We start from the raw sequence: 23,512 nt of genomic DNA, 5'->3' as shown, positions 1-23,512 counted from the left end.
GGCGTGCGCGTTTTTCTTGCTGCTTGCCCCCTTGGGCTAGCCCGGGCTTTGAGGCAGCGCAATCGTTCACCGGGTGTGACCAGTCACCGCACGAACACGCATTTACCGGCGGCTCGCGCAGGACTATAGTGGTATCTTCCCAAGCTGTTCGAGGATAGGATCGCCATGAAACTCTTCTACTCGCCGGGCGCCTGCTCACAGGCACCGCACATCATCCTGCGCGAAACGGGCACGCCATTCACCCTGGCCAAGGTCGACCTGGGCCAGCACCGCACGCAGGAAGGCGGCAATTACTATGAACTCAATCCGAAAGGCCAGGTGCCCCTGCTGGCGCTCGACGACGGGACGACCTTGAGCGAAGGCCCCGTCATCGCCCAGTACATCGCCGAACAGGCCGGCAGGCAGGACCTGCTGCCGCCCGTGGGCAGCTTTGCCCGCTACAAGGTGCTGGAATGGCAGAACTACATCACGTCCGAGCTGCACAAGTCATTCAGTCCCCTGTTCGATCCCCGCTTCGAGGCCGCCACCAAGGCCTTGTTCATCGAGCAACTGGGCAAGAAATTCAAGTGGGTGGACAGCCGCCTGGAAGGCCGGTCCTATCTGACCGGCGACACGTTCACGGTAGCCGACGCCTACCTGTTCGTCGTCACGGGCTGGGCGCCGAACGTGGGCGTGGACTTGTCCGCGCTGGCAAATCTGCAAGCCTTCCTGGGCCGGGTGGCCCAGCGCGACAGCGTCAAGGCTGCCTGGGAAGCGGAAGGATTGACCAAGGCCGCTTGAACGGCCGTGTCGCGGCACGCCCGGCTCTGTGCGAAAATGCCCGCCTTCGCCATTGCCGGACTTTACTCATGCCGCACGCCGCCCTCGCTACCGTTGCCCCCCTTTCCGAGCGCGACGCGCGCCGCATCGCCCGTCACGCCCAGGCGGCCGACGCCGCCCGCTTGCTGCATCCGGCCCAGCAAGCCTTGCTACACCGGCGCGGCTGGCTGACGATGCTGGCGCCGCGCAGCGCGGGCGGCGCCGAGCTGCCCCTGCCGCAAGTGGTGCGCCTGGAAGAAGCCGTGGCCGCCGTCGACGGCAGCATGGGCTGGGTGCTGACCCTGTGCGCAGGCGCCGGCTGGTTCGCCGGTTTCCTGGCGCCCGACATGGCGCGCACCATCATCGGCACGCCCCGCGTCTGCCTGGGCGGCAGCGGCGCGGCCACCGGATACGCGGAGGAAGAAGGCGACGGCTACCGCATCACGGGCAGCTGGGACTACGCCAGCGGCGCGCCCATGGCCACGCACTTCACCCTGAACGCCCGCCTGCAGCGCGATGGCCAGCCCCTGCTCGATGGGGACGGCCAGCCGCGCATCCGCGCCTTCCTCGTACCCGCCGCGCTGGTGCGGCTGGTGCCCTCGTGGAACAGCATCGGCATGCGCGCCAGCGCCTCGCACAGCTACCGCATCGACGGCCAGTGGCTTGCCAAGGAACACGGTTTTACGATCAGTCCCGCTACCGCGACGGCCGACGGCCCCCTGTACCGCTACCCGTTTTATTCGCTCGCCTACGTGACCCTGGCCGCCAACATGGCCGGCATGGCCGCGCATTTCATGGAATTGGCCGAAGAATGCATGCGCCACCGCCGCCATGCGCGCGCCGGCTTGCCGCTGCTGGACGTGCCGGCAGCGGCCGCCATGCTGCAAGGCAGGCAAGACGCATACGCCGCCGCGCGCAGCCGCTTTTATGCCGTGCTGGACGCCAGCTGGGCGCAGGTGGCGGCGGGCGCAACGCTCGACGCGGACGCCATGCAAGCCGTGCAAGAGCGTGCGCTGGACCTGGTCGCCGCGTGCCGCGCAGCCGTCGATGGCCTGTATCCGTACTGCGGCCTGTACGCGGCCCGCGAAGACAGCGCCATCAACCGCGTCTGGCGCGATTTCCATACGGCCAGCCAGCACTCCTTGCTGCTGCCGTAAGACGCTGGAACGCAGCCCTCTATGCCGGGCATGGCCGGTTCGGCATGCGAACGCCATGCTAGCCGGATTGCCTGATAATATGGGGGCATTGCTACTTCTCGCTCCCCTATCCATGCACGTCAACACGCTCAGCAGCCTTGCGCAACTTTTGGCCAGCGCCGAAACGGAAACCCTGGCCTTTCCCACCAGCATCAATACGGCCCTGCTCCTGCAAAAGGAACTGGCCAACCCGGATTGCCACTCGGCCGACATCAGCCGGCTGCTGTTGTGCGAACCCACCTTGTCGGCGCGCGCCGTGGCGCTGGCCAATTCGGCCATGTTCGCGTCCGGCCACACGCCCGCCATCACCAGCGTGCGCGCCGCCGTCGAGCGGCTGGGCCACCGCAACCTGTATGCGCTGGCGACGGCGGCCGTCATCCGCCAGCTGAACGCGGGCATCCGCGACGAAGCCTTGCGCGCCCGCGCCACCCAGCTGTGGGCGCACACCGTGCATGTGGCGGCGCTGGCGCATGCGCTGGCAGGCGCCGTCACGCATGCGGATGCCGATACGGCGCTGTTCGCCGGCATCGTGCATGAAGTAGCCGGCTTTTATTTGCTGGCCCAGGCCGACAAGACCCCAGGTCTGTACGCCGAGCTGGAAACGCAGATGGCCTCCACGCTGGAAGTGATCGGCCGCGCGCTGATGCGCCAGCTGGGCGTGCCGCTGTCGGTGGCCGATGCCGTCAACGCCTTGCCCGGCTCGACCATCATGTTGCCGCCCGAAGGCTTGCGCGACACCCTGCTGCTGGCCAAGGCGCTGGCGCCCGTGCCTTCGCCGCTGCCGCAGGCCTACGTCACCATCAGCGCACCGCTGCGGGCCTACCTGGACGACGATCCCGTGCTGCAAGCGCTGCGCACGCAGCCGTCGGCCGAAGCCAAGGCCCTGATCAAGGTCCTGCTTAGCTGACGGCCGATCTGCTATGATGGCGCAGGCCCGGATGTACCCGGCCCGCTTTCATTGATGTGCACTGGAAAACTGCCTTGACTACCTCCCTACGCATGCTCGGCCTGGCCGCAGCTCTGACCATGGCGTGCAACGCCAACGCCGACAGCTTCGTTTCCTCGGCCTCCAGCGCCGGCTCCCAGTCGAGCGGCAGCATTTCCGATTCGCTCAACGGTTCGAGCAACAGTTCATCGCGCGACAACAAGGTGGCCAATGGCCCCTACCGCATCATCGACGTGGCCGCCGTGCCGGGCCGCGACGGCATGACGCGCTTGACCATGCAGGCCGAGGCCACGGCCACGCCGCTGGTGCTGGACTTGCCGCAGGCGGCGCTCGACAAGCAGCAGCTGGCGCAAGGCGACATGGTTCACGCGCAAAACCGCGCCTACGGCATCGAATTCTCGCGCAATGACACGCGCGCCGCCTTCTTCCTCGTGCTGGCCGACGACTGGTACGGCGAACTGGCCACGCGTCCCGTCAGCCTTTGATTCGTTTTCTCCTGCACCGCCCGGCATTGCTGCTGGGCGTGTGCGCCATCGTCAGCGCTGGCGCCGCCCAGGCGGGCACTTCGCTCGCCTCCTCGCGCTTTTGCGACCGCGCCCAGGAACTCACTGCCACGGAACAGGACCGCTTGCTGCGCTTTGCCGCCGTCGTGCGCGAGGAACTGGCCGCCAGCGAAGGCAGCGTGGCCCTGATCAGCCGCTCCGGCCTGGACCTGGCCCGCTTCGGCATCCGCTATTCGCATGCGGCGCTGGCCTGGCGCCACGACAACGACAGCGGCTGGTCGGCGCGCCAGCTGTACTACGCCTGCGACGAAGGCCGCCCGCGCATCTTCGACCAGGGCACGGCCGGCTTCGCCATGGGCACGGCCAATCCTGCGCTCGGCTACATCTCGCTGGTGAAATTGCCGGCCGAAACCGTGCCGCCCCTGCGCCGCGCCCTGCTCGATCCCGTGCGCGTGCAGCAATTGCTGGCGGGCCGCTACAGCGCCAACGCGTACGCCTTCCATTTGAAATACCAGAACTGCAATCAGTGGGTGGTGGAAATGCTGGCCGCCGCCTGGGGCGAACTGGCCGCGGGCAGCGACTTGCGCGCGCGCGCCCAGGACTGGCTGCGCGCCGCGCCTTACAACCCCGCCCCCGTCGACGTGGGCGCCCGCTGGCTGATGCTGGGCTCCATCTTCGTGCCGCTCGTGCACATGGACGACCATCCGTCAGAAGCCATCGGCACGATGCGGCTGGCGGTGAGCCTGCCGGCCAGCCTGGAAGCGTTCGCGCGCCAGCGCCTGCCCGCCAGCGAACGCGTGGAAATCTGCCACGACGGCAGGCAGGTGGTGGTGCACCGGGGCTGGGAACCGGTCGCCGACGGCTGCGTGCCCGGCCCGGACGACCGGGTCATCGCCCTCGACGATACCCCGCCCAACACGCCCTAAACAGTCCGGGCGGCCAGCGCCGCCTCGACCTGATCGAGCAAGTGCGCTGGCTGCGGCTCCTGCCCCATCCGGCGGGCCACCTCGCCGCACGCCAGTTGGACCTCGGGCGCGGCCAGCAAACGCGCCAGCTGCCGCCGCATGCGCCCGGCCGACAGCCGCCTGGCCAGCAAGACATCCCCCACGCCGAGCCGCTTGATCCTCCAGCCATTGTCGAACTGGTCGTAGGCGAACGGCACGATCAGTTGCGGGATCCCCGCGCGGAAAGCGTCCGCGCAGGTGCCGATGCCGCCGTGGTGCACGATGGCCGCCACGCGCGGCAGCAGCGCCGCGAACGGCGCGTGCGCCTGCCACATCACGCCGGGCGGCAAATGTTGCGGCACTTGCGCCGCATGGGACGTGAGGAACAGGCCGCGCCGCCCCAGCCGCCGCAACACGTCCAGCGCGATGCTGAAATAGCGCTGCGCGTGCCGGTGACCGGTCCCGGGCGTAAACACGATGGGCGGCCCGCCCTCGCCCAGAAAGCGTTCCAGCTCCGGCGGCAGCGCCGCGGCGCCCTGCGGGGCGGCGCCGGCGAAGCCGGCTTGCGCGAAATGCGGCGGCCAGTCCGCCTGCGGGGCGGCGAACCAGGCGGGAAACAGCCCCAGCGAGGCATCCGGCGCGGCCAGCATGTGCGCAAAAAAATGCGCTTCCGGCGGCAGGCCGTGCCGCGCGCGCGCGCCGTTCAGGCCGGGCAGCAGTGCCGGGTCGACCATGCCGCGGTGGATCAGCCGCCACAGGGCCTGGCGCCAGGCCAGCGGCACCCAGGCGGGAATGCGCAGCGAGCCGGCCGCCAGGAAATCATGGCTGCTGCACAGGTTCGATGGCGCCAGGTAGGCCGCGACGATGCGCAGGTCCGGGCGTGCCGAGCGTGCCAGGGCGGCCATCGGCACGAGGAAGGGATGGCACAGCACCACGCACGCTTCACCGTCCGGCAAGCCTTGCACGACGTCGCGCATGGCGCCCAGGTACGGCACGAGGCCGCGCCACACGACGCCCCAGCCCTTGCGCTCATCCCACAGGTCCGGGTCGCCCAGCATGGCCTGCCCCTCTTCCTGCGTGCCGAAGGTGCGATACGGCAGCCTTGACGCCTGCGCCGCCGCTTCCTGCCAGCCCGGCACCAGCAGCAGCACGCGCCGGCCCCGTTGCCGCAAGCCCTGCGCCAGCGCGATAAACGGCTGCATGTCGCCGCCGGTGCCGTTGCTGGCGACGATGACGAGCGGCGCCGGCGGGTGGCTGTCATCCGCCATGCCGCCCTCCGTGCCTGGCGAAGCTGTGCGGTGCAAAATCGGACAAGAGCGTAGGGTGCATGGAAATCTTTCCTAATTAAAACATCCAACGATGGCAGGCGATGAAGCTTGGCATTTCAATCAGTATCTGAGCGAAGCTTGACGCCATGCCAGCCTGCGATCGCTACGCCGGCAATTCCAGCAGCATATCCCACTGGTCGATGCCGGGTCCGAAACCATCCGGCGTCACCTTGACCGGCACGAAGCCGAAGCGCGCATAAAAGCCCTGCGTGTGCTGGCTGGTGTTCATGCTCACCCTGGCCACTTGCGGCACGGCGCGGATGGCGTCCAGGCGCGCCTGCGTCAGCGCGCGCCCCAGTCCCTGGCCGTGCACGTCCTGCGCCACCATGCCCCAGCACAGGCTGGCGACGGTGCCGCCCGCCTCGATGGCATGGCCGCCGCAGGCGACGATGCGCGTTGTTCCCTCGACCGCACGTTCGATGACCAGATACGGCTGTGTTGATTCTTCCAGCCAGGCGACGAAGGCCGCGCGCTCGGACGGGTCGAAAAAGCGCGGCGTATTGCCGTCAAAGAGCGCCAGGCAGGCGTCGCGGTCGCCGGCGCGGTAAGGACGTACTGTTTGCATTTTCTGTACTCAAAAGAACATGAACGCCGATTATACGGGGTGTGCGTTCAGGCCAGCTGCTCCGAGCCGACGACGTGCACGCCCGGCGCGGCGGCCAGCGCCGCTTCCAGCAAGACGCCGGCGATGCGCGGCGCGGGATTGATGCGCCAGCGGCGCGGCAGCACGGGACCCAGCACGCGCAGCAGGCACAAGGCGGCGCCCTCGCCCGCGCGCGCCTCCTCGCGTTCGCCCCCGATCAGGCCGGGCCGCACATAGGTGAGCGATATAAAACCCAGCGCTTCCAGGTCGCGTTCCAGCTCGCCCTTGACGCGGTTGTAGAAGAGGCGCGAGCCGGCATTCGCGCCGGCGGCGGAATTGAGCGCATACGCGCGCGTGCCGGCCGCCAGCGCCAGGCGCGCCACGGCCAGCGGATAGTCATGGTCGACCCGCCGGAACAACTGCTGCGTGCCCGCCAGCTTCATGGTCGTGCCCAGGGTGCAGATCACGGCATCCATCCGCCACCACGGTGCGTCGGGCGGCAGGCGGTCGAAATCGACCAGGGGGGCATCGAGTTTGGGATGCGCCGGCAAGGGCTTGCGCACGGGCGCGACGACCTGGCTGACGCGCGCGTCCATCAGCGCCAGGCGCAGCACTTCGCGGCCGACGAGGCCGGTGGCGCCGACGAGCAGTAATTTCATGGCTTTCCCGTTCAAGTTGCTGTCAGCCACTACCATACACGGAACTCAGGACAGGCGCAGCGCCAGCGCCGCCAAGGTCACCAGCAGCACGGGCACGGTCAGCACGATGCCGACGCGGAAATAATAGCCCCAGGAAATGTGAATATTCTTGCTGTCGAGCACGTGCAACCACAGCAAGGTGGCCAGGCTGCCGATAGGCGTGATCTTCGGTCCCAGGTCGCTGCCGATGACGTTGGCGTAAATCATCGCTTCGCGCACGGCGCCCTGCGCCGTCGTCGGGTCGATGGCCAGCGCCCCCACCAGCACCGTCGGCAGGTTGTTCATCACGGATGACAGCAAGGCCGTCAGCACGCCCGTGCCCATGGCCGCGCCCCACACGCCATACTGCGCGAAGTGGTTCAGCATGCCCGTCAGGTAAGCCGTCAGGCCCGCATTGCGCAAGCCATACACGACCAGATACATACCCAGAGAAAAGACGACGATCTGCCACGGCGCATGACGCAGCACGTGGCGCGTGGAAATCACGTGCCCCTTGCCCGCCACGCCCAGCAGCAGCGCGGCGCCCATGGCGGCGATCAGGCTGATGGGCACGCCCAGACTTTCTTGCGAGAAAAAGCCCACCAGCAGCAGGGCCAGCACCAGCCAGCCGGCGCGGAAGGTGGGCAAGTCGCGGATGGCCGCGCCCGGGCGCTTCAGCTGCGCCACGTCATAGTCGCGCGGGATATCCTGGCGGAAAAAGATCAGCAAGGCCGCCAGGGTCGCGGCCACGGCGACGACGTTGACGGGCACCATCACGGACGCATACTCGGCAAAGCCGATCTTGAAATAGTCGGCCGAGACGATATTGACCAAGTTCGACACCACCAGCGGCAGGCTGGCCGTGTCGGCGATGAAACCGGCCGCCATCACATAGGCCAGGGTGGCTTTGGCGGAAAACTTCAGCGCGCGCAGCATGGCGATGACGATGGGGGTCAGGATCAGCGCGGCGCCGTCGTTGGCGAACACGGCGGACACCACGGCACCGAGCAGTACCAGCAAGGTAAACAACTTGCGCCCGCTGCCGCCGCCCCAGCGCGCCACGTGCAAGGCGGCCCATTCGAAGAAGCCGGCCGCGTCCAGCAGCAGGCTGATGATGATCACGGCAATGAACGTGCCGGTGGCGTTCCACACGATATGCCAGACGACGGGGATGTCGCCCCAGTGGATCACGCCGGCCAGCAAGGCGACGCCGGCGCCGATGACGGCGCTCCAGCCGATGCCCAGGCCGCGCGGCTGCCAGATGACGAGGGTTAAGGTGGCGAGAAAGATCAGGAAAGCGGTGAGCATGGGGCAGTCGTCCGGGAAAAAACGCGAATAATATTCAATATTTCAATACTACTGGAATTATCAAACAAATGTAAAGCGAGAAATGCCCATGCGCGTGCTATCACTGGCTATACTTGTCAGTTGCGTGGCCCGAGGCGTGGCCCGATGCAGCCCCGCTCCCTCTGACCAACCAGGAAAGCATGCACATGGCGCAATACAACACTCCCGGCGCGTATATCGTGGAACAAAACGCGGCGCCCCATTCCGTCGTCGAAGTGGCGATGGCCGTGCCGGCCTTTGTCGGCTACACCGCCAGTGCCAGCCACGACGGCCGCTCCTTGCGCAACCAGCCGTGGCGCATCACTTCGATGGCGGAATTTACAGCCGTTTTCGGCGGGGCGCCCGTAGCCGAATTCATGCTGGAGGCGGGCAGCGCGGCTGGCGCGGCAAACGTGTCATGCACGCTGCGCCAGGCCGCCGGCCGGTTCCTGCTGTATCGCAGCATGCAGCTCTTCTTCCAGAATGGCGGCGACGCCTGCCATATCGTTTCCGTCGGCGATTATCACGACACGCCGGACATCGGCGCACTGCGCGCCGGCATCGATGCGCTGCTGCAGGAGCCGGGCGCGACGCTGCTGGCCGTGCCCGACGCCATGCTGCTGGCGTTGGACGACTGCCATGCGCTGCAACGGCACATGCTCATGCATTGCGGCCAACAGATGCGGAACCGCTTCGCCATCCTCGACATCCACCATGGCGCAGTGCCGTTGACGGAGGGGCCCGTAACCGCTTTCCGCGACGGCATCGGCAGCGACTCGCTGGGCTTTGGGGCAGCCTACTATCCGTGGATACAGGCCACGGTCGTTGCGCCGGAGGCACTCGATTTCACCCACATCCGCCGCAGCCAGTGGGGCGCGCTGCAAGACCTGCTATTGCAGGCGCTGGACGCCGGCGGGCAGCGGCAAGTGTCGGCCCTGTTCCAGCAGATGGCCATCGCGCAGGCTTCAGAAACCGGCCAGGCCAGCCGCATCGCCGCCATCGATAGCTCACTGCGCGCCATAAGCCCTTTGTACCGGCAACTACTGCGGGACATGCACGGCCAACTCAATCTGCTGCCGCCAGGCGCCGCGCTGGCCGGCGTGTACACCATGACCGACAACACGCGCGGCGTGTGGAAGGCACCGGCCAATGTCAGCCTGGCTGCCGTCAGCGCGCCGGCCGTCGCCATCACGCACGAAGACCAGGAAGACCTCAACGTGTGCAGCAGCGGCAAATCGGTCAACGCCATCCGCAGCTTCGACGGCGAAGCCAGCTTGGTGTGGGGCGCGCGCACCCTCGACGGCAACAGCCTCGACTGGCGCTACATCAACGTCCGCCGCACCATGATCATGCTCGAGGAGTCGCTGCGCCTGGCTATCCAGGCGTATGCGTTCGAGCCAAACGTGGCCGGCACCTGGCTCACGATCAAGAGCATGGCCCTTGATTTCCTGACCGGCATCTGGAAGCGCGGCGGCCTGGCCGGCGCCACACCGGACGATGCCTTCAGCGTACACGTCGGCCTGGGTGAAACCATGACGCCCGACGACATCCTGGAAGGCATCTTGCGGGTCACCGTCCTGGTCGCCATCAGCCGCCCGGCCGAGTTCATCGAACTCACCTTCCAGCAGCAAATGCAGAAGTCGTGAGGCAGCGGGCGCAGCCTGCCGGGCTTAGCCCGCTTACTTGAGCGCGATGGCGATCTCTGTCAGTCCCAATATCCCGTTGCCAATGGCGAACGAAGCCGGCGTAGCGCGGTCGGGCGACAGCAGCTTGTTGTTGGCCATCAGCACAAATACCGCGCCCGTGACGACGACCTCATCGTGCTGGCTGCGCGACGCCCTGCGCAGCGAAATCGAGCTGCAAACCCATGCCAACGACATGCCGACCGAGCATTTCAAGCTGAATTTTACGGAAATCCTCTGGAGCTACAGCATGCAGCAGGCGCACGGCCAGCCCGGCGCCCAGCATACGGCGGGCTGGAGCCTGGCGCGCAACCGACCGAGCCACACTTTTACGGCTTGATACCGAGCACGGCTTCGACTTCCGCCTTGCACTGCAATAGCGCCGACAGCAGCAGTTCCCGCTGGGCGTGGAAACGCAGGGCTGGCACGCCCAGCGACAGCGCGTAGCGCTCGCTCGTCCCCGTGGCCAGGGCCACGCCGATGCCGCACACGCCCGGCGCGTGCTCTTCCATATCGACGGCGTAGCCCTGCGCGCGTACCTGTTCCAGGTGCGGCAGCAGTTGCGCAAGCGCCGTGATGGTCTGGTCCGTGCGCGCTTCCAGGCGTTCGCCGAACAGCCGGGCCAGCGCGTCTTCCGGCATCTGCGCCAGCAACGCCTTGCCATGCGCGGTGCAGTGGATCGGGTAGGCCGTTCCCACGGCCGACACGACGCGCAGTTCATGGTCGGAACAGTACTGGTCCACCGACACCGCATGCAGGCCGCGGTACACGCACACATCCACCGTTTCGCGCGTGCGCCGGCCCAACGCTTCCGCATACGGCCGCAGGACCGCCACCACGTCCGTATGCGCCGACGCCGCCAGGCGCGCGATGGCCGGCCCCAGCTTCACCCCGCCAGCGCCGGAACTGACCAGTTGCTGGGCTTCCAGCGCGGCGACGATGCGGTGCACCGTGGTGCGCGGCAAGTCCGCGCCCTTGGCGATCTGCGCCAGGCTCAGGCCGCCCGTCTGGTTTTCCAGCGCGCGCAGCACCGCCGCCGCGCGCGCAATGACTTGCTTGCCGCTATTGCCTTCGTTTTCTTCACTCATCTCTTTACCCAATTGTGCATGACGATAGCTGCCGTGACGGCATTGACCGGCATTGTACATGGCCCTATAATTGTTCCATCATTCGGAACAGTGTTCCGATTAACGGTTTTCAACTCAAGCACCAAGGGAGGCGCATGTCCAGCCGCAATATATCGAAGACAGGAACGTGCACGCTCCTTTCCGTTGCCAGCCTGACCATCATGGTCGGATGCGTGCTGGTCCCGGGATTGCCGTCCATCGCCGCGCGCCTCGGGGTGGCCGACGCCGCCAGCTGGCTCGTCACGCTGCCCTCGCTGGGCGTGGTGCTGTCCGGCCCCTTCGCCGCCATGCTCATGCAGCGCCTGGGACTGCATCGCAGCCTGCTGGCGGGGCTGTTCCTGTACGGTTTACTGGGGGCGTCGGGCATGTTCCTGCATGGCCACCTGGCCGTGTTCGCCAACCGTTTCCTGCTGGGCGCGCCGACGGCGCTCGTGATGGCGTCGGGCACGGGGCTGATCTCGGCCCTGTTCAGCGGCCAGGCGCGGCTGCGCATGATCGCCAGGCAAGGCATGACGATCGAACTGGGCGGCGTGCTCTTCCTCGCCCTGGGCGGGCTGCTGGCCACGGCGGGCTGGCGCTATCCCTTCCTGCTGTATCTGTTCGCCTGGCTGCTGCTGGCCTTCGCCTGGCGCTGCGTGCCGGCAGCCGAGCCGGCCGGGGATGCCGGCATGGAAGGCGCACCGCCAGCGCCCAGCCCGTCGCGCGCCCTGCTCCTCGTCCAGGCGCTGGCGGCGCTCTCCATGACGGTATTTTTCGCCGCCATCATCATCTTGCCCCTGCGTTTGCAACAGCTGGGCTGGAGCGAGGACCAGGCCGGGTATTTGCTCTCCTTCGTGTCGCTGGTGGCCGTGGCGGCCGCCTGGCTGATGCCCAAGGTGATCCGGCGCCTGCATGAACACGGGACCTTGGGTGCCGCCTTCGCCTGTTATGCACTGGCACACCTGCTGTTTGCGGGCGCCGCCGCGCTGCCCATGCTGCTGGCCGGCGCCGTGGCGCTGGGAATGGGCTTCGGCCTGTCGGTGCCCCTCTGCACGCACATGACGGTCGAGCGCAGCCACCTGCCCAGCCGCAACCGCAACCTCGCCTATCTGTCGATGGCCATCTTCGGCGGGCAATTTCTCTCTTCCTTCATGACCTATCTGCCCGGCAGCCACGCCACGATGTTTGCCGCCACGGCCGCACTGGCCCTGTTGGGCGCGGCCGTGGCCGCCGCCCCGCTGCTGCGCCGTCGTACCGTCGGCGCCGCGACTGTTTCCCCCACCCACACTGAAAGGTAAGACCATGGATCTCAACGACGTCCACGCCCTGCTGCAGCCCGCTCCCCTGGCGCTGGAAACGGGCTTCGAACGGCTGCCCAGCGGCGTGCTGCACGTGGCGTGCCGCACCGACTTGCCAAATTGCACTGGCGAGATGTTTGAATGGTGGTTCCGCTCGCGGCCCGACACGGAACGCTACCTGATGTGGCACCCGGTCGACCACCTGGCCAGCGGCTGGATCGAAGGCAGCGCCGAGACGCACGTCGGCTCGATACACCTGGCGGAAGAATTTTTCAGCGGCATGCCGGCCGAACAGCTGGCGATCCAGTTCCGCGATCCGCGTGAGTTCTTTGACGGACAGCAATACACGGCGGCGCGGGCCGAAGGCCGCATTTCGGCCGCCGTGTGCGCCAGGGTCGGCATGAGCTATGCGCCGCCCCGCACGGCGGACGGCGCCGTCATCGGCGGGCGCCTGCTGCACATGGGCCGCGACACGCCCTGGGGCATGGCCTTGCGCAGCCATTTCTACATGGGCCAGGACTTGCCGGACGCCGGCCACAGCCCGCAAGAGATCGCCGCCCTCTTCCCCGATGCATTCGCCCGCGCCCTGCTCATGCATTGCTACAACGAATTCACCTTCCTGGCGCAATTCCTGCGTTCCCACTACCAGGCGAAGCACCGCGACAGCGTGCCCGTGGCGCTGCCCTGGTAGACGGAGGTTCACTCCTCGAGGCCGCCCCCCAGCGCCTTGTACAGGGCCACGGCCGACTTGAACTGGTCGCGCCGCGCATCGAGCAGGGCTTGCTGGGCGGCATACGACTGGCGCTGCGCGTCGAGCAATTCCAGGCGGCTGTCCTGGCCCGCGTCGTAGCGCAGCTGCGACAGCCGCTGGCGTTGCCGCGCCGCCACCACGACGCGTTCCTGCGCGGCGATCTGCTGCGCAAACGTGGCGCTGCCGGCCAGGCCGTCGCGCACCTCGCGGAACGCCGCCTGGATCGCCTGTTCGTATTGCAGCACGGCCACGTCCTTGCGCAGGCGCGACAGCTGCAGTTCCGCGCGCAGCTGGCCGCCCTGGAACAGCGGCTGCGTCACTTGCGGCGCGAACGACCAGCTGCGCGCGCTGCCGCGGAACAGGTCGCCCAGTTCCGGGCTGGCAAAGCCCAGCTGCGCCGTCAAGGACAGGCGCGGGAAGAAGGCGGCGCGGGCGGCGCCGATTTCCGCATTCGCCGCCACCAGCGCGTATTCCGCCTGCAGGATGTCGGGACGGCGCGCCAGCAAGTCCGACGGCACGCCGGGCGGCAGCTGGGTCAGCACGGGCTGGCCATCGAGCGCACGGCCAGCCGGCAAATCGGCGGGCAGCGGCGCACCGAGCAGCAATTCCAGGTTGTTGCGCGAAAGTAGACTGGCCCGTTCGCGCGCCTGCACGTCCGCCTCCGCCGTGGCGGCCTGCCCTTCCGCCTGCGCCACGTCCAGGCCGCTGCCCTGCTGCGCGCCGTGCAGGCGCTGCGTCAGCGCCAGCGCCTGGCGCCAGTCCAGCAGGGTTTGCCGGGCCAGCGCCAGCTGTTCCTCGGCCAGCCGCTGCTCCAGGTAGGCATCGGCCACGGCGCCGATCAAGGCCATATGCGCGGCGCGCTGCCCCTGCTGGGTGGCCAGGTAGCGGGCAAACGCGGCGTCCGACAGCGAGCGCAGGCGGCCGAACAGGTCGATCTCGAACGCGCTCATGGCGATGCCGGCCGTGAAGGTGTTTTGCACCGCGCCATCGGCGCCGCGCTGGCGCACGCCGCCCGCATTCGCGCCGATGGCAGGATAGCGGCCCGCATCCTGGATCTGGTACTGGGCCCGCACGGCTTCCACGTTGAGCGACGCCACGCGCAGGTCGCGGTTGTTTTCCAGCGCGATGTCGACCAGGCGCTGCAGGCGCGCATCGAGCAGCATCTGGCGCCAGCCCAGGTCGGCCGCGGTATCGGCCGTGGCTGGCGCGGCAATCTCTGCATAGCTGGCCGGTATCGGTGCCGCCGGCTTGACCAGCGGCGGCGTCAGGGAACACGCCGACAAGGCCAGCGCGGCCAGGGGCGTGATAAAAAATAAACGCATTACGATTCTCCTTCCACCGCCTTGACGGCGATGCGATCACTGCGTTTGTTGAAGTACGCGCCCATCTTGTCGACGGCGCCCAGCACCACGACAAAGAACACGGGCACGAAAAACACGGCCAGCACGGTGGCGGTGATCATGCCGCCGAACACGCCCGTGCCGATCGCGTGCTGCGTTTCGGCGCTGGCGCCCGTGGCCAGCATCAGCGGCACCACGCCCAGCGCGAACGCCAGTGAGGTCATCAAAATCGGACGCAGGCGCAAACGGGCCGCTTCCACCGTCGCCTCGACCAGCCCACGCCCTTGCGCCTGCAACTGGCGCGCATATTCGACGATCAGAATGGCGTTCTTCGCCGACAGGCCGATGATGGTGATCATGCCCACCTTGAAGAAGACGTCGTTCGGCATGCCGCGCACCATCACGGCCAGCACGGCGCCCAGCAAGCCCAGCGGCACCACCAGCATCACGGAGACGGGAATCGACCAGCTTTCATACAGGGCCGCCAGCACGAGGAAGACCACCAGCATGGACAGCGCCATCAGCATGGGCGCCTGCGACGCCGATTCCTTCTCTTGCAGCGACTGGCCCGTCCACGCCAGCGCGAAGCCCGGCGGCAGTTGCTTCACGAGCCGCTCCATTTCCAGCATGGCGTCGCCGCTGGACACGCCGGGCGCCGCGCTGCCGGAAATGCGCGCCGACGGGTAGCCCAGGTAGCGCACCAGTTGCAGCGGCGACTCGCTCCACACGGGGCGCACCAGTTCGCCCAGGGCCACCATGCCGCCCGCGTTATTGCGGATGCGCAAGGCCAGCACGTCGTTGAGCTGCATGCGCGACGGCGCGTCGGCCTGGATGATCACCTGCTGCATGCGGCCGGCATTCGGGAAATCGTTGACATAGGTCGAACCCATGGCCGCCGTCAGCATGTCGGCAATCGCCGTAAACGGCACGCCCAGCGCTTCGGCCTTGGTGCGGTCGATATCGAGGCGCACGCTGGCGCCGGGCGGCAAGCCGTCCGGATACACGCCCGCCACCTTGCTGCTTTGCGCGGCCAGGCCCAGCAGCTGGTTCTGCGCCGCCTGCAAGGCAGCGATGCCCTGGCTGGCGCGGTCTTGCAGGCGCAGGGAAAAGCCGGACGAGTTGCCCAGTTCATCGATGGCGGGCGGCATCAGGCTCATGATCACGCCCTCCTTCGCCTGCGACATGGCTTCCTGCGCCAGCGCCACTTCTTCCTGCGCCGTGGCGCCGTGGCGCTCTTTCCAGTCCTTCAGCATGGTGAACGCCAGGCCCGCGTTCGGGCCCGCACCGGAAAAGCTGAAGCCGAGGATGGACTGGTTCACTTCGATGCCGGGCCGCGTGGCCACGTGCTGCTCGTACAATTTGACGACATCGAGCGTGCGCTCCATGGTGGCGTCGGACGGCAGCTGGATCGAGGTGATGAAGTATCCCTGGTCTTCCTCGGGCAGGAAGGCCGACGGCAGCTGCATGAAGGCCACGCCCAGCGCCGCGACGATGGCGCCGTACAGCACCATCGAGCGGCCCGCGCGTTTGAGCATTGCCACCACGCCTTTTTCGTAGCGGGCCGTCATGCGCTCAAACTGGCGGTCGAACCACAGGAAAAAGCCTTTTTTATCGTGGTCGTGCGGACCGATGGGTTTGAGCATGGTGGCGCACAGGGCCGGCGTCAGGGTCAAGGCCAAAAACGCCGAGAACAAAATCGACACGGCCATGGCCAGCGTGAACTGGCGGTAGATGGCGCCCACGGAACCGCTGGCCAGCGCCATCGGGATGAACACGGCCGTCAGCACCAGGGTGATGCCCACGACCGCCCCGGTGATTTCACGCATCGCTTTCGACGTCGCTTCCTTCGGCGACAGGCCTTCCGTGGCCATCAGGCGCTCGACCGCTTCCACCACGACGATGGCGTCATCGACGATGATGCCGATGGCCAGCACCATGCCGAACATGGTCAGCACGTTGACGGAATAGCCGGCCAGCAGCATCACCGTAAACGTGCCCATCAAGGCAATCGGCGCGACGATGGCGGGAATCAGGGTGTAGCGTATCTTTTGCAGGAACAGATACATGACGAGGAACACCAGCACCATCGCCTCGAGCAGGGTGACGACGACCTTCTCGATCGAGATCTTCACGAACGGCGCCGTATCGAACGGCACCGAATACTTGATCCCGGCCGGCATGGAATGCGCCAGTTCGGCCATGCGCGCGCGCACGGCGGCAGCCGTCTGCACGGCGTTGGCGCCCGGTGACAGCATGATGGCGGCGCCCGACGCGGCCTGCCCGTTTTCGCGGATGCTGAAATTGAAGCTTTGCGCGCCCAGCGACACCTTCGCCACGTCGCCGATGGTCACTTTCGAGCCGTCCGCATTCGCGCGCAGCACGATGGCGGCAAATTCGGCCGGCGTGTGCAGCTGGCCCTGCACCGTCAGCGGAATCGTCACGCGCTGGCCTTGCACGGCGGGCGAATCGCCGAGGCGGCCCGGCGCGATCTGCGCATTCTGCTGCGCGATGGCGGCCGTCAGCTCGCCCATGGCGATGTTGTACGACACCAGCTTGGCCGGATCGACCCAGATGCGCATGGCCCGCTCGGAGCCGAACAGCTGCACCTTGCCCACGCCGGGAATGCGGCGCAGTTCTTCCGTCACGTTGCGCGCCAGGTAGTCGCCCAGCGCCACTTCGTCATGCTGTCCATTGTCGGAAATCAGGCTGACGATCATCAAAAAGCCGGACGACGCCGACTCCACCGTCAAGCCGTTTTGCCGCACGGCTTGCGGCAGGCGCGGTTCGATGGCTTTCAGGCGGTTTTGCACGTCCACCTGCGCCATTTCCGGATCGGTGCCCGGCTGGAAGGTGACGGTAATCGAGGCCGAGCCCGAGGTATCGGTGGACGACTCGAAATACAGCAGGTGCTTGACGCCGGACAGTTCGCGTTCGATCAGTCCCACCACGGAATCGTTCATGGTCTGCGGCGTGGCGCCAGGGTAGTTGGCGCTGATGCTGACGCTGGGCGGCGCCACGGAAGGAAAACGCGCAATCGGCAATTGCGGTATGGCGATCAGTCCGAACAGGACGATGAAGACCGCCACCACCCACGCAAAGACGGGGCGGTTGATGAAAAATTGAGGCATGTCGTTAGACTTTCATTGTATTCAAATGGCGCATCAACGCGCTTTGGCGGCAGCCGCGGCTGCCACGACGGCTGGCTTCCAGGGCTGCGGCGCGGCGGTGGCGCCCGGCTGCAGGCGTTCCTGGCCTTCGATGACGACGGTGTCGCCGGCCTTCAGGCCGCCGTTGACCACATACTGGTGCTCGACCACGTCGCCCACGGCGATCGTTTTCAAGCTGGCTTTATTCGTGCCGTCCAGCACCCAGGCTTGCGCCTGGCCGCCGCTGCTGTGCAAGACCGCTTGCTGCGGCAGCAGCACGCCGTTGGCCTGCACGGCGCGGGCGATGCGGGCACGCACGAACATCCCCGGCAGCAGTTGGCGCCGCGGATTGTCGACCAGCACGCGGATGACGGCGTCGCCCGTGCCCGCATCGACGCTGATGCCGGAAAACAGGATGCGCCCCGTGACGGGATGCGGCTGGCCATCGGCGCCTAAAATGGTCACGGGCAGCTTGTCGGCGCCTCCCGTACCCGAAGCTTGCAGCGCGGCCAGCGCGGCGGCCGGCTGGCGCACGTCGACATACACCTTGTCGATCTGCTGGATGCGCGCCATCGGCGCCGCGTCCGCCACGCCCACGAGCGCGCCTTCCGTCACCAGTTCGGAACCGATACGTCCGGCAATCGGCGCCTCGATGCTGGCAAAGGCCAGGTCCAGGCGCCGGCGCGCCAGGCTCGCGCGCGCCTGCGCCACCGTGGCCACGGCTTGCTCGCGCTGGGCCACGGCATCGTCATACGCCTGGCGGCTGATGGCGTCCGCTTCCACCAGCGGTTTCAGGCGCTCGGCCTGGCTGCTGGCGCGGTTCGCCGTGGCCACCGCGTGCTGCAGGGCGGCGGCCGCCGAATCGACTTCCGCCTGGAATGGCGCCGGGTTCAGCTGGAACAGCTTCTGCCCCGCTGTCACGTCGGCGCCCTGCTCGAACTGGCGGCGCAGCACGATGCCGCCCACCTGCGGGCGGATGTCGGCCGTGCGGAAGGCCGCCACCCGGCCCGGCAATTCGTCGCTGAGCACGACGGGCGCCGCTTGCAGCTTGAGCACTGTCACGGCGGCGGGCGGTGCCGCCGCCTCTTCCGGCGCGGGTTTGGAACAGGCGGCAAGGCTGAGCAGTGCCGCGGCGATCAACATGTTTTTCTTGGTGAAGTGGCTCGGATGCATGGTTTTTCTCTATGGCAGATCCCAACCGGCGGTCCGGTCGACAGATAGGCGCAGCATAAAAGGCCATGGTGGACATTTCGTCAAAGAAATGTGGAGATTCGATGGAGAGATGGAAGAATGCTAGACTATTTGCATGAACTATCATCACAGCGCCTGCCTGACCTCCTTTCTTGCCACCACGCCCCCTGCCGCCCTCGTCCTGATCGCCGAAGATGAACCGCAAATCGCCCGCATCCTCGCCGGCTACCTCGAGCGCGACGGCTACCGCACGGCCTTCGCCCTCGATGGCCAGGAAGCGCTGCAGCAGCACCTGGCGCTGGCGCCGGACCTGCTGCTGCTCGACGTGCAGATGCCCCGCGTCGACGGCTGGGCCGTGCTGGCCGAAGTGCGGCGGCGCGGCGAGACGCCCGTCATCATGCTGACGGCGCGCGACCAGGATGCCGACAAACTGGCCGCCCTGCGCGTGGGCGCCGACGACTACATCATCAAGCCCTTCAATCCGGCCGAAGTGGTGGCCCGCGTGGCCGCCGTGCTGCGCCGCTCGCGCGTGCGCCACCATCCGGTCGGCGGCCAGCGCCTGCGCTGCGGCCCCATCGAGATCGACCAGGAAACCTATGTCGCCAGCGTGCTGCGCGACGGCGCGCCGGTGCCCTTGAGCCTGACCTTGACGGAGTTCCGCCTGCTGGCCCACCTGGCGCGCACGCCGCGCCGCGTCTGCAGCCGCCTGGAATTGCTGGAGTCGTGCATGCCCGAAAGCAATTCGATGGAACGCACGGTGGACAGCCACGTCAGCAAGCTGCGCAAGAAGCTCGAGGAAGCGGGCGTGATGAACATGCCGGCCAGCCTGCGCGGCGTGGGCTACCGCCTGGAAAGCGACGCCTGATGCGCTTCACTGGCCTGAACCGGCAGATCGTGCTGTCGATGTCCGTGCTGATGGTGTGCAGCATCCTGATCATCTGGATCGGCTCGTGGATCTTCTTCGCCGTCGCCTTCAAGATCGATCCCGACATGCTGTCCGAGCCCGACGACTGGTCGCCCAGCACCGTCGAATGGCTGTGGATCTTTGCCATCACCCTCTTCGGCCTGGGGCTGGCCGCCTTTTTCGCCTTCAAGCTGGCCGCGCGCATTCTAAAACCGATCAATTCCGTGATGGACAGCGTGCGCCGCGTGGCGCATGGCGACCTGTCCGCGCGCGCCTTCGCGGGCGACCGCAGCCTGGGCGAGACGGCCATGCTGGTCGATGACTTCAACAGCATGGCCGAACGCCTGCAGCGGGGCGCCAAGGAAAGCGAAACCTGGAATGCGGCCATCGCGCACGAACTGCGCACGCCCGTGACCATCCTGCGCGGCACCTTGCAGGGCGTCGTCGATGGCGTCTTCAAGCCCGAGGAAGTGCCGTTTTCCAGCCTGCTGGCGCAAGTCGAGGATTTGGGCCGCCTGATCGAGGACTTGCGCACCCTGAGCCTGGCCGACAGCGGCCACATGCAGCTGCGCATGGCGTGGACGGACCTGACCCTGGAAATCGAGGAAGTGGGCCGCCTGCTGGCGCAGGAAATGGAAGCGGCCGGCTTTACCTTGCAATTGCACCTGTCCGACCATCCCGTCTGCTGCGACGCGGCGCGCATCCGGCAAATCGTGCTGGCCCTGCTCGACAACGCGCGCCGCTATGCGCAGCCGGGCCTGCTGCGCGTGCGCACCCGCGTGCTGGCCGGCCAGTACTACCTGAGCGTCGAGGATGCGGGCCCCGGCATTGCAGAGGAACTGGCGCCGCACGTGTTCGAAGCCTTCCGCCGCGGCGACAGCGACGGCGGCGACCCGCATGCGGGCAGCGGCCTGGGTCTGGCCGTGGTCGAAGCCATCGCGCGCGCCCACGGCGGCAGCGCCGCCTGCATGCGCGGCAAGGCGGGCGGCAGCGTGTTTACCGTCAAGTGGCCGGTCGAGCACGGCGCGCCGCCGGCCGCCGCCTAGGCAAGACCGTCGGCGCGGACCATGTCGACAAAGGCGCGCAGCACGGCAGGCAGCTGCCGCCGGCCCGGGTAGTATAAAAAGTAACGGGACGGCGGCGGCAGCCAGCGCTCCAGCACGCACGCCAGGCGCCCCGCCGCGATATCGGCGCGCGCGTCGGCTTCGTACACATAGGCCAGCCCCGCCCCATCGCGGGCCGCGCGCAGCATCAGTTCATCATCGTCGAACACCAGCGGGCCGCCGACGGCGATGCTGACGGCTTGCCCCTCCCGCCCGAATTCCCACGCGTACTGGCGCCCGCTGGGAAAGCGCCGGCCGATGCAGGCGTGCGCCAGCAAGTCACGCGGCATGCCCGGTGCGCCATGCGCCGCCAGGTAGGCGGGCGACGCCACCACCACGAACGGTTGCGGCGCCCCCACGGGCACTGCGATCATGTCGGCCGCCACCTGTTCGCCGAAGCGGACGCCCGCGTCAAAACCGTCGCGCACGATATCGATCATGCCGTCGTCGGTGACCACTTCGACCTGCACGCGCGGATAGCGCGCGACAAACCCGGCCAGCATGGGCGCGAGCAGCAGCCGCGCGGCCGGACGGGGCACGTTCAGGCGCAGCTTGCCTGCGGGCACATCCTGCAAGGTGCTCAGGTCCAGCAAGGCATCGTCGATTTCGCGCATGGCCGGCGCCAGCCGCGCCAGCAGCTGCCGCCCCGCCTCGGTCGGCGTGACGCTGCGCGTGGTGCGGTTCAGCAGGCGCACGCCCAGGCGCTCTTCCAGCGCGCGCAATGCGTGGCTGAGGGCGGAGGCGGACACGCCGCGTTCGAGGGCCGCCTTGCGAAAGCTGCGCAGGCGGGCGACGGCGGCAAAGGCCGCCAATTCGTTGAGGTCAGCCATTGTCGAGGAAAAAATTCATGAACAAAATTCAGCAATGCATGCAGGATTAGCCATCTTATCGCATGCTGTTCCTTCCCCCATACTCCTTGCATCTTTTTTTGAAAGGAAATGACAATGGAACACAGAACACTGGGCAACTCCGGCTTGCGCGTCGCCCCCATCGGCCTCGGTTGCATGGGCATGAGCTTTGCCTACGGCGGCGCCGACGAAGCCGCCTCGCTGCGCGTGCTGCACCGCGCCGTGGAGCTGGGCGTGAGCCTGATCGACACGGCCGAAGTCTACGGCCCCTACGCCAACGAGGAACTGGTGGGGCGCACCCTGAAAGAATTACGCGGCAAAGTCAGCATCGCCACCAAGTTCGGCTTCAAGATCTTGCCACACGGCCAGGGCGTGGAACGCATGGCCGGCGTCGACAGCCGCCCGGAACACATCGTGCGAGCCGTGGAAGGCTCGCTGTCCCGGCTCGGCATCGAGTGCATCGACCTGCTGTACCAGCACCGCGTGGACCCCGCCGTGCCCATCGAAGACGTGGTGGGCGCCATGGCCGGCCTGGTGCGGGCGGGCAAGGTGCGCCACCTGGGGCTGTCGGAAGTGTCGGGTGCCACCCTGCGCCGCGCCCACGCCGTGCATCCGATTGCGGCCGTGCAGTCCGAATACTCGCTGTGGAGCCGCGAGGTGGAAGCGGAGGTGCTGCCCGCCTGCCGCGCGCTCGGCATCGGCTTCGTGCCCTACAGCCCCCTGGGCCGGGGCTTCCTGACGGGCGGGCTCGCGTCCAGCGCCGCGCTGGCGCCAGACGATTACCGCCACAGCCTGCCCCGCTTCCAGCCGCCGGCGATGGCGGCCAACGCGCACATGGTTGCCGAACTGCAGCGCCTGGCGGCGGCGCGCGGCGCCACGGCGGCGCAGCTGGCCCTGGCCTGGCTGCTGGCGCAAGGCACGGACATCGTGCCGATTCCCGGCGCCCGCAGCCTGGCCCACCTGGAAGAGAACGTGGCTGCAGCGCAACTCACTCTGAGCGGCACCGAGCTGGCCGCCATCGGCGCCGCCATCGCGCCCGCCAGCGTGCACGGCGCGCGCTACCCCGCAGTGGAGCTGGCCATGGTGGGGTTGTAAAGGGCAAGAGACAGCTCATCTATACAACTGTCTTTGAGGGGCCGCACTTGAAATGGCTGAATCCGCTATCATTTCCAATCTGAACTATTCACTCTGAAAGGGATTCATATGTCCGATTTGCTCGAAACACTGCAGTGGCGCTACGCCACCAAGAAAATGGACCCGTCGAAAACGGTGCCGCAAGACAAGGTCGAGCGCATCCTGGAAGCCGTGCGCCTGACGGCCAGCTCCAGCGGACTGCATCCTTACGAAGTCTTCGTCGTGACGAATCCGGCCCTGCGCGAGCAGATCAAGCCGCATGCGTGGAACCAGTCGCAAGTGACGGACGCCTCGCACCTGCTGGTGTTTGCCGCCTGGGACAATTACACGGCAGAACGCATCAACGCGCGCTTTGACCTGGTCAACACCGTGCGCGGCTTCAAGAACGAAGGCTGGGAAGCGTACCGCCAGCAGATCCTGGCCACGTATCCGCAGCGCGATGCCGAGACCAACTACCAGCACGCGGCGCGCCAGGCGTATATCGGCGTGGGCACGGCCCTGATCGCCGCGGCGCAGGAAAAAGTCGATTCGACGCCGATGGAAGGTTTTGATCCGGCCAAGGTCGACGAGATCCTGGGCTTGCGCGAAAAAGGCTTGCGCTCCGTCGTCATGCTGCCGCTCGGCTACCGCGCCGACGAAGGCGACTGGCTGGTGGACCTGAAAAAAGTGCGCCCCGCGCGCGAACAGTTCATCACCGAGCTGGCGTAA

Annotated in this window: 22 protein-coding genes; 13 read left to right on the top strand and 9 right to left on the bottom strand. The window is 67.3% G+C overall.

Annotated features, from left to right (window positions below):
* The first annotated feature begins 165 nt into the window (after window positions 1-165).
* The 5 genes from gstA to CBW66_RS00150 all read left to right on the top strand — a co-directional run bounded on the left by gstA (window position 166) and on the right by CBW66_RS00150 (window position 4,369).
* A complete protein-coding gene (gene gstA, locus CBW66_RS00170) occupies window positions 166-780 on the top strand; it encodes a glutathione transferase GstA (protein ID WP_086140415.1) in 615 nt (204 codons plus the stop codon).
* Window positions 781-848: 68 nt separating this feature from the next.
* Entirely contained in the window at window positions 849-1,955 is a 1,107-nt protein-coding gene (locus CBW66_RS00165; RefSeq protein ID WP_086140416.1) for an acyl-CoA dehydrogenase, read from the top strand.
* A gap of 148 nt (window positions 1,956-2,103) precedes the next feature.
* Window positions 2,104-2,901 carry an HDOD domain-containing protein gene (locus CBW66_RS00160; RefSeq protein ID WP_230492340.1) on the top strand — a complete coding sequence of 266 codons (798 nt, stop codon included), beginning with the start codon at window positions 2,104-2,106 and terminating at the stop codon, window positions 2,899-2,901.
* Between the two features lie 92 nt (window positions 2,902-2,993).
* Window positions 2,994-3,425 carry a hypothetical protein gene (locus CBW66_RS00155; protein ID WP_070224319.1) on the top strand — a complete coding sequence of 144 codons (432 nt, stop codon included), beginning with the start codon at window positions 2,994-2,996 and terminating at the stop codon, window positions 3,423-3,425.
* Window positions 3,422-4,369 (top strand): DUF2145 domain-containing protein, encoded by a 948-nt coding sequence (locus CBW66_RS00150; RefSeq protein WP_230492339.1) that lies wholly within the window; start codon window positions 3,422-3,424, stop codon window positions 4,367-4,369. Before CBW66_RS00155 ends, CBW66_RS00150 begins: the two co-directional genes overlap by 4 nt.
* Here CBW66_RS00150 and CBW66_RS00145 read toward each other — a convergent pair.
* From CBW66_RS00145 to CBW66_RS00130, 4 genes are all read right to left on the bottom strand, one after another.
* Window positions 4,366-5,655, bottom strand: a complete 1,290-nt coding sequence (locus CBW66_RS00145) for a glycosyltransferase (RefSeq protein ID WP_086140444.1) — start codon at window positions 5,653-5,655, stop codon at window positions 4,366-4,368. The genes CBW66_RS00150 and CBW66_RS00145 overlap by 4 nt on opposite strands.
* 163 nt (window positions 5,656-5,818) lie before the next feature.
* Window positions 5,819-6,280, bottom strand: a complete 462-nt coding sequence (locus CBW66_RS00140; protein ID WP_086140418.1) for a GNAT family N-acetyltransferase — start codon at window positions 6,278-6,280, stop codon at window positions 5,819-5,821.
* Between the two features lie 47 nt (window positions 6,281-6,327).
* Window positions 6,328-6,957 carry an NAD-dependent dehydratase gene (locus CBW66_RS00135; protein ID WP_086140419.1) on the bottom strand — a complete coding sequence of 210 codons (630 nt, stop codon included), beginning with the start codon at window positions 6,955-6,957 and terminating at the stop codon, window positions 6,328-6,330.
* A gap of 45 nt (window positions 6,958-7,002) precedes the next feature.
* Window positions 7,003-8,283, bottom strand: coding sequence for an arsenic transporter (locus tag CBW66_RS00130; RefSeq protein ID WP_086140420.1), 1,281 nt, complete (start codon window positions 8,281-8,283; stop codon window positions 7,003-7,005).
* Between the two features lie 185 nt (window positions 8,284-8,468).
* On the opposite strand from CBW66_RS00130, the gene CBW66_RS00125 reads away from it, so the two are divergent.
* Window positions 8,469-9,947 carry a phage tail sheath C-terminal domain-containing protein gene (locus CBW66_RS00125; protein WP_086140421.1) on the top strand — a complete coding sequence of 493 codons (1,479 nt, stop codon included), beginning with the start codon at window positions 8,469-8,471 and terminating at the stop codon, window positions 9,945-9,947.
* Between the two features lie 130 nt (window positions 9,948-10,077).
* Window positions 10,078-10,323: a hypothetical protein gene (locus tag CBW66_RS00120; RefSeq protein WP_139841767.1), complete on the top strand. Its 246-nt coding sequence runs from the start codon at window positions 10,078-10,080 to the stop codon at window positions 10,321-10,323.
* Here CBW66_RS00120 and CBW66_RS00115 read toward each other — a convergent pair.
* The gene (locus tag CBW66_RS00115; RefSeq protein ID WP_086140423.1) at window positions 10,313-11,071 is read right to left on the bottom strand and encodes an IclR family transcriptional regulator; all 759 of its coding nucleotides are present in this window, start codon (window positions 11,069-11,071) and stop codon (window positions 10,313-10,315) included. The genes CBW66_RS00120 and CBW66_RS00115 overlap by 11 nt on opposite strands.
* A 134-nt stretch (window positions 11,072-11,205) precedes the next feature.
* Between CBW66_RS00115 and CBW66_RS00110 the strand changes: the two genes are divergently transcribed.
* A complete protein-coding gene (locus tag CBW66_RS00110; RefSeq protein WP_086140424.1) occupies window positions 11,206-12,387 on the top strand; it encodes an MFS transporter in 1,182 nt (393 codons plus the stop codon).
* Between the two features lie 4 nt (window positions 12,388-12,391).
* Window positions 12,392-13,078, top strand: a complete 687-nt coding sequence (locus CBW66_RS00105; protein ID WP_086140425.1) for a hypothetical protein — start codon at window positions 12,392-12,394, stop codon at window positions 13,076-13,078.
* Window positions 13,079-13,086: 8 nt separating this feature from the next.
* Here CBW66_RS00105 and CBW66_RS00100 read toward each other — a convergent pair whose 3' ends face one another.
* Genes CBW66_RS00100 through CBW66_RS00090 form a run of 3 tightly spaced genes read right to left on the bottom strand, consistent with a single transcriptional unit; the run spans window position 13,087 to window position 18,767 of the window.
* Window positions 13,087-14,460, bottom strand: coding sequence for an efflux transporter outer membrane subunit (locus CBW66_RS00100; protein ID WP_086140426.1), 1,374 nt, complete (start codon window positions 14,458-14,460; stop codon window positions 13,087-13,089).
* Window positions 14,460-17,606, bottom strand: coding sequence for an efflux RND transporter permease subunit (locus tag CBW66_RS00095; protein ID WP_086140427.1), 3,147 nt, complete (start codon window positions 17,604-17,606; stop codon window positions 14,460-14,462). The genes CBW66_RS00100 and CBW66_RS00095 overlap by 1 nt, the downstream gene beginning before the upstream one ends.
* A gap of 33 nt (window positions 17,607-17,639) precedes the next feature.
* Window positions 17,640-18,767, bottom strand: a complete 1,128-nt coding sequence (locus tag CBW66_RS00090) for an efflux RND transporter periplasmic adaptor subunit (RefSeq protein WP_205701206.1) — start codon at window positions 18,765-18,767, stop codon at window positions 17,640-17,642.
* A gap of 163 nt (window positions 18,768-18,930) precedes the next feature.
* On the opposite strand from CBW66_RS00090, the gene CBW66_RS00085 reads away from it, so the two are divergent.
* Window positions 18,931-19,680, top strand: a complete 750-nt coding sequence (locus CBW66_RS00085) for a response regulator (protein ID WP_086140429.1) — start codon at window positions 18,931-18,933, stop codon at window positions 19,678-19,680.
* Window positions 19,680-20,765: an ATP-binding protein gene (locus CBW66_RS00080; protein ID WP_086140430.1), complete on the top strand. Its 1,086-nt coding sequence runs from the start codon at window positions 19,680-19,682 to the stop codon at window positions 20,763-20,765. Before CBW66_RS00085 ends, CBW66_RS00080 begins: the two co-directional genes overlap by 1 nt.
* Here CBW66_RS00080 and CBW66_RS00075 read toward each other — a convergent pair.
* Window positions 20,762-21,652, bottom strand: coding sequence for a LysR family transcriptional regulator (locus tag CBW66_RS00075; RefSeq protein ID WP_086140431.1), 891 nt, complete (start codon window positions 21,650-21,652; stop codon window positions 20,762-20,764). The genes CBW66_RS00080 and CBW66_RS00075 overlap by 4 nt on opposite strands.
* A 114-nt stretch (window positions 21,653-21,766) precedes the next feature.
* Here CBW66_RS00075 and CBW66_RS00070 point away from each other — a divergent pair, with 114 nt between their 5' ends.
* Both CBW66_RS00070 and CBW66_RS00065 read left to right on the top strand, forming a co-directional pair.
* A complete protein-coding gene (locus CBW66_RS00070; protein ID WP_086140432.1) occupies window positions 21,767-22,765 on the top strand; it encodes an aldo/keto reductase in 999 nt (332 codons plus the stop codon).
* A 108-nt stretch (window positions 22,766-22,873) separates the two neighbouring features.
* A complete protein-coding gene (locus tag CBW66_RS00065; protein ID WP_086140433.1) occupies window positions 22,874-23,512 on the top strand; it encodes an NAD(P)H-dependent oxidoreductase in 639 nt (212 codons plus the stop codon).

The sequence above is a fragment of the Janthinobacterium sp. GW456P genome, assembly GCF_002127655.1.
GTDB lineage: Bacteria > Pseudomonadota > Gammaproteobacteria > Burkholderiales > Burkholderiaceae_D > Janthinobacterium.
Note: the sequence above shows the minus strand (reverse complement) of the source record. Positions and strands in the feature narration are given on the sequence as shown.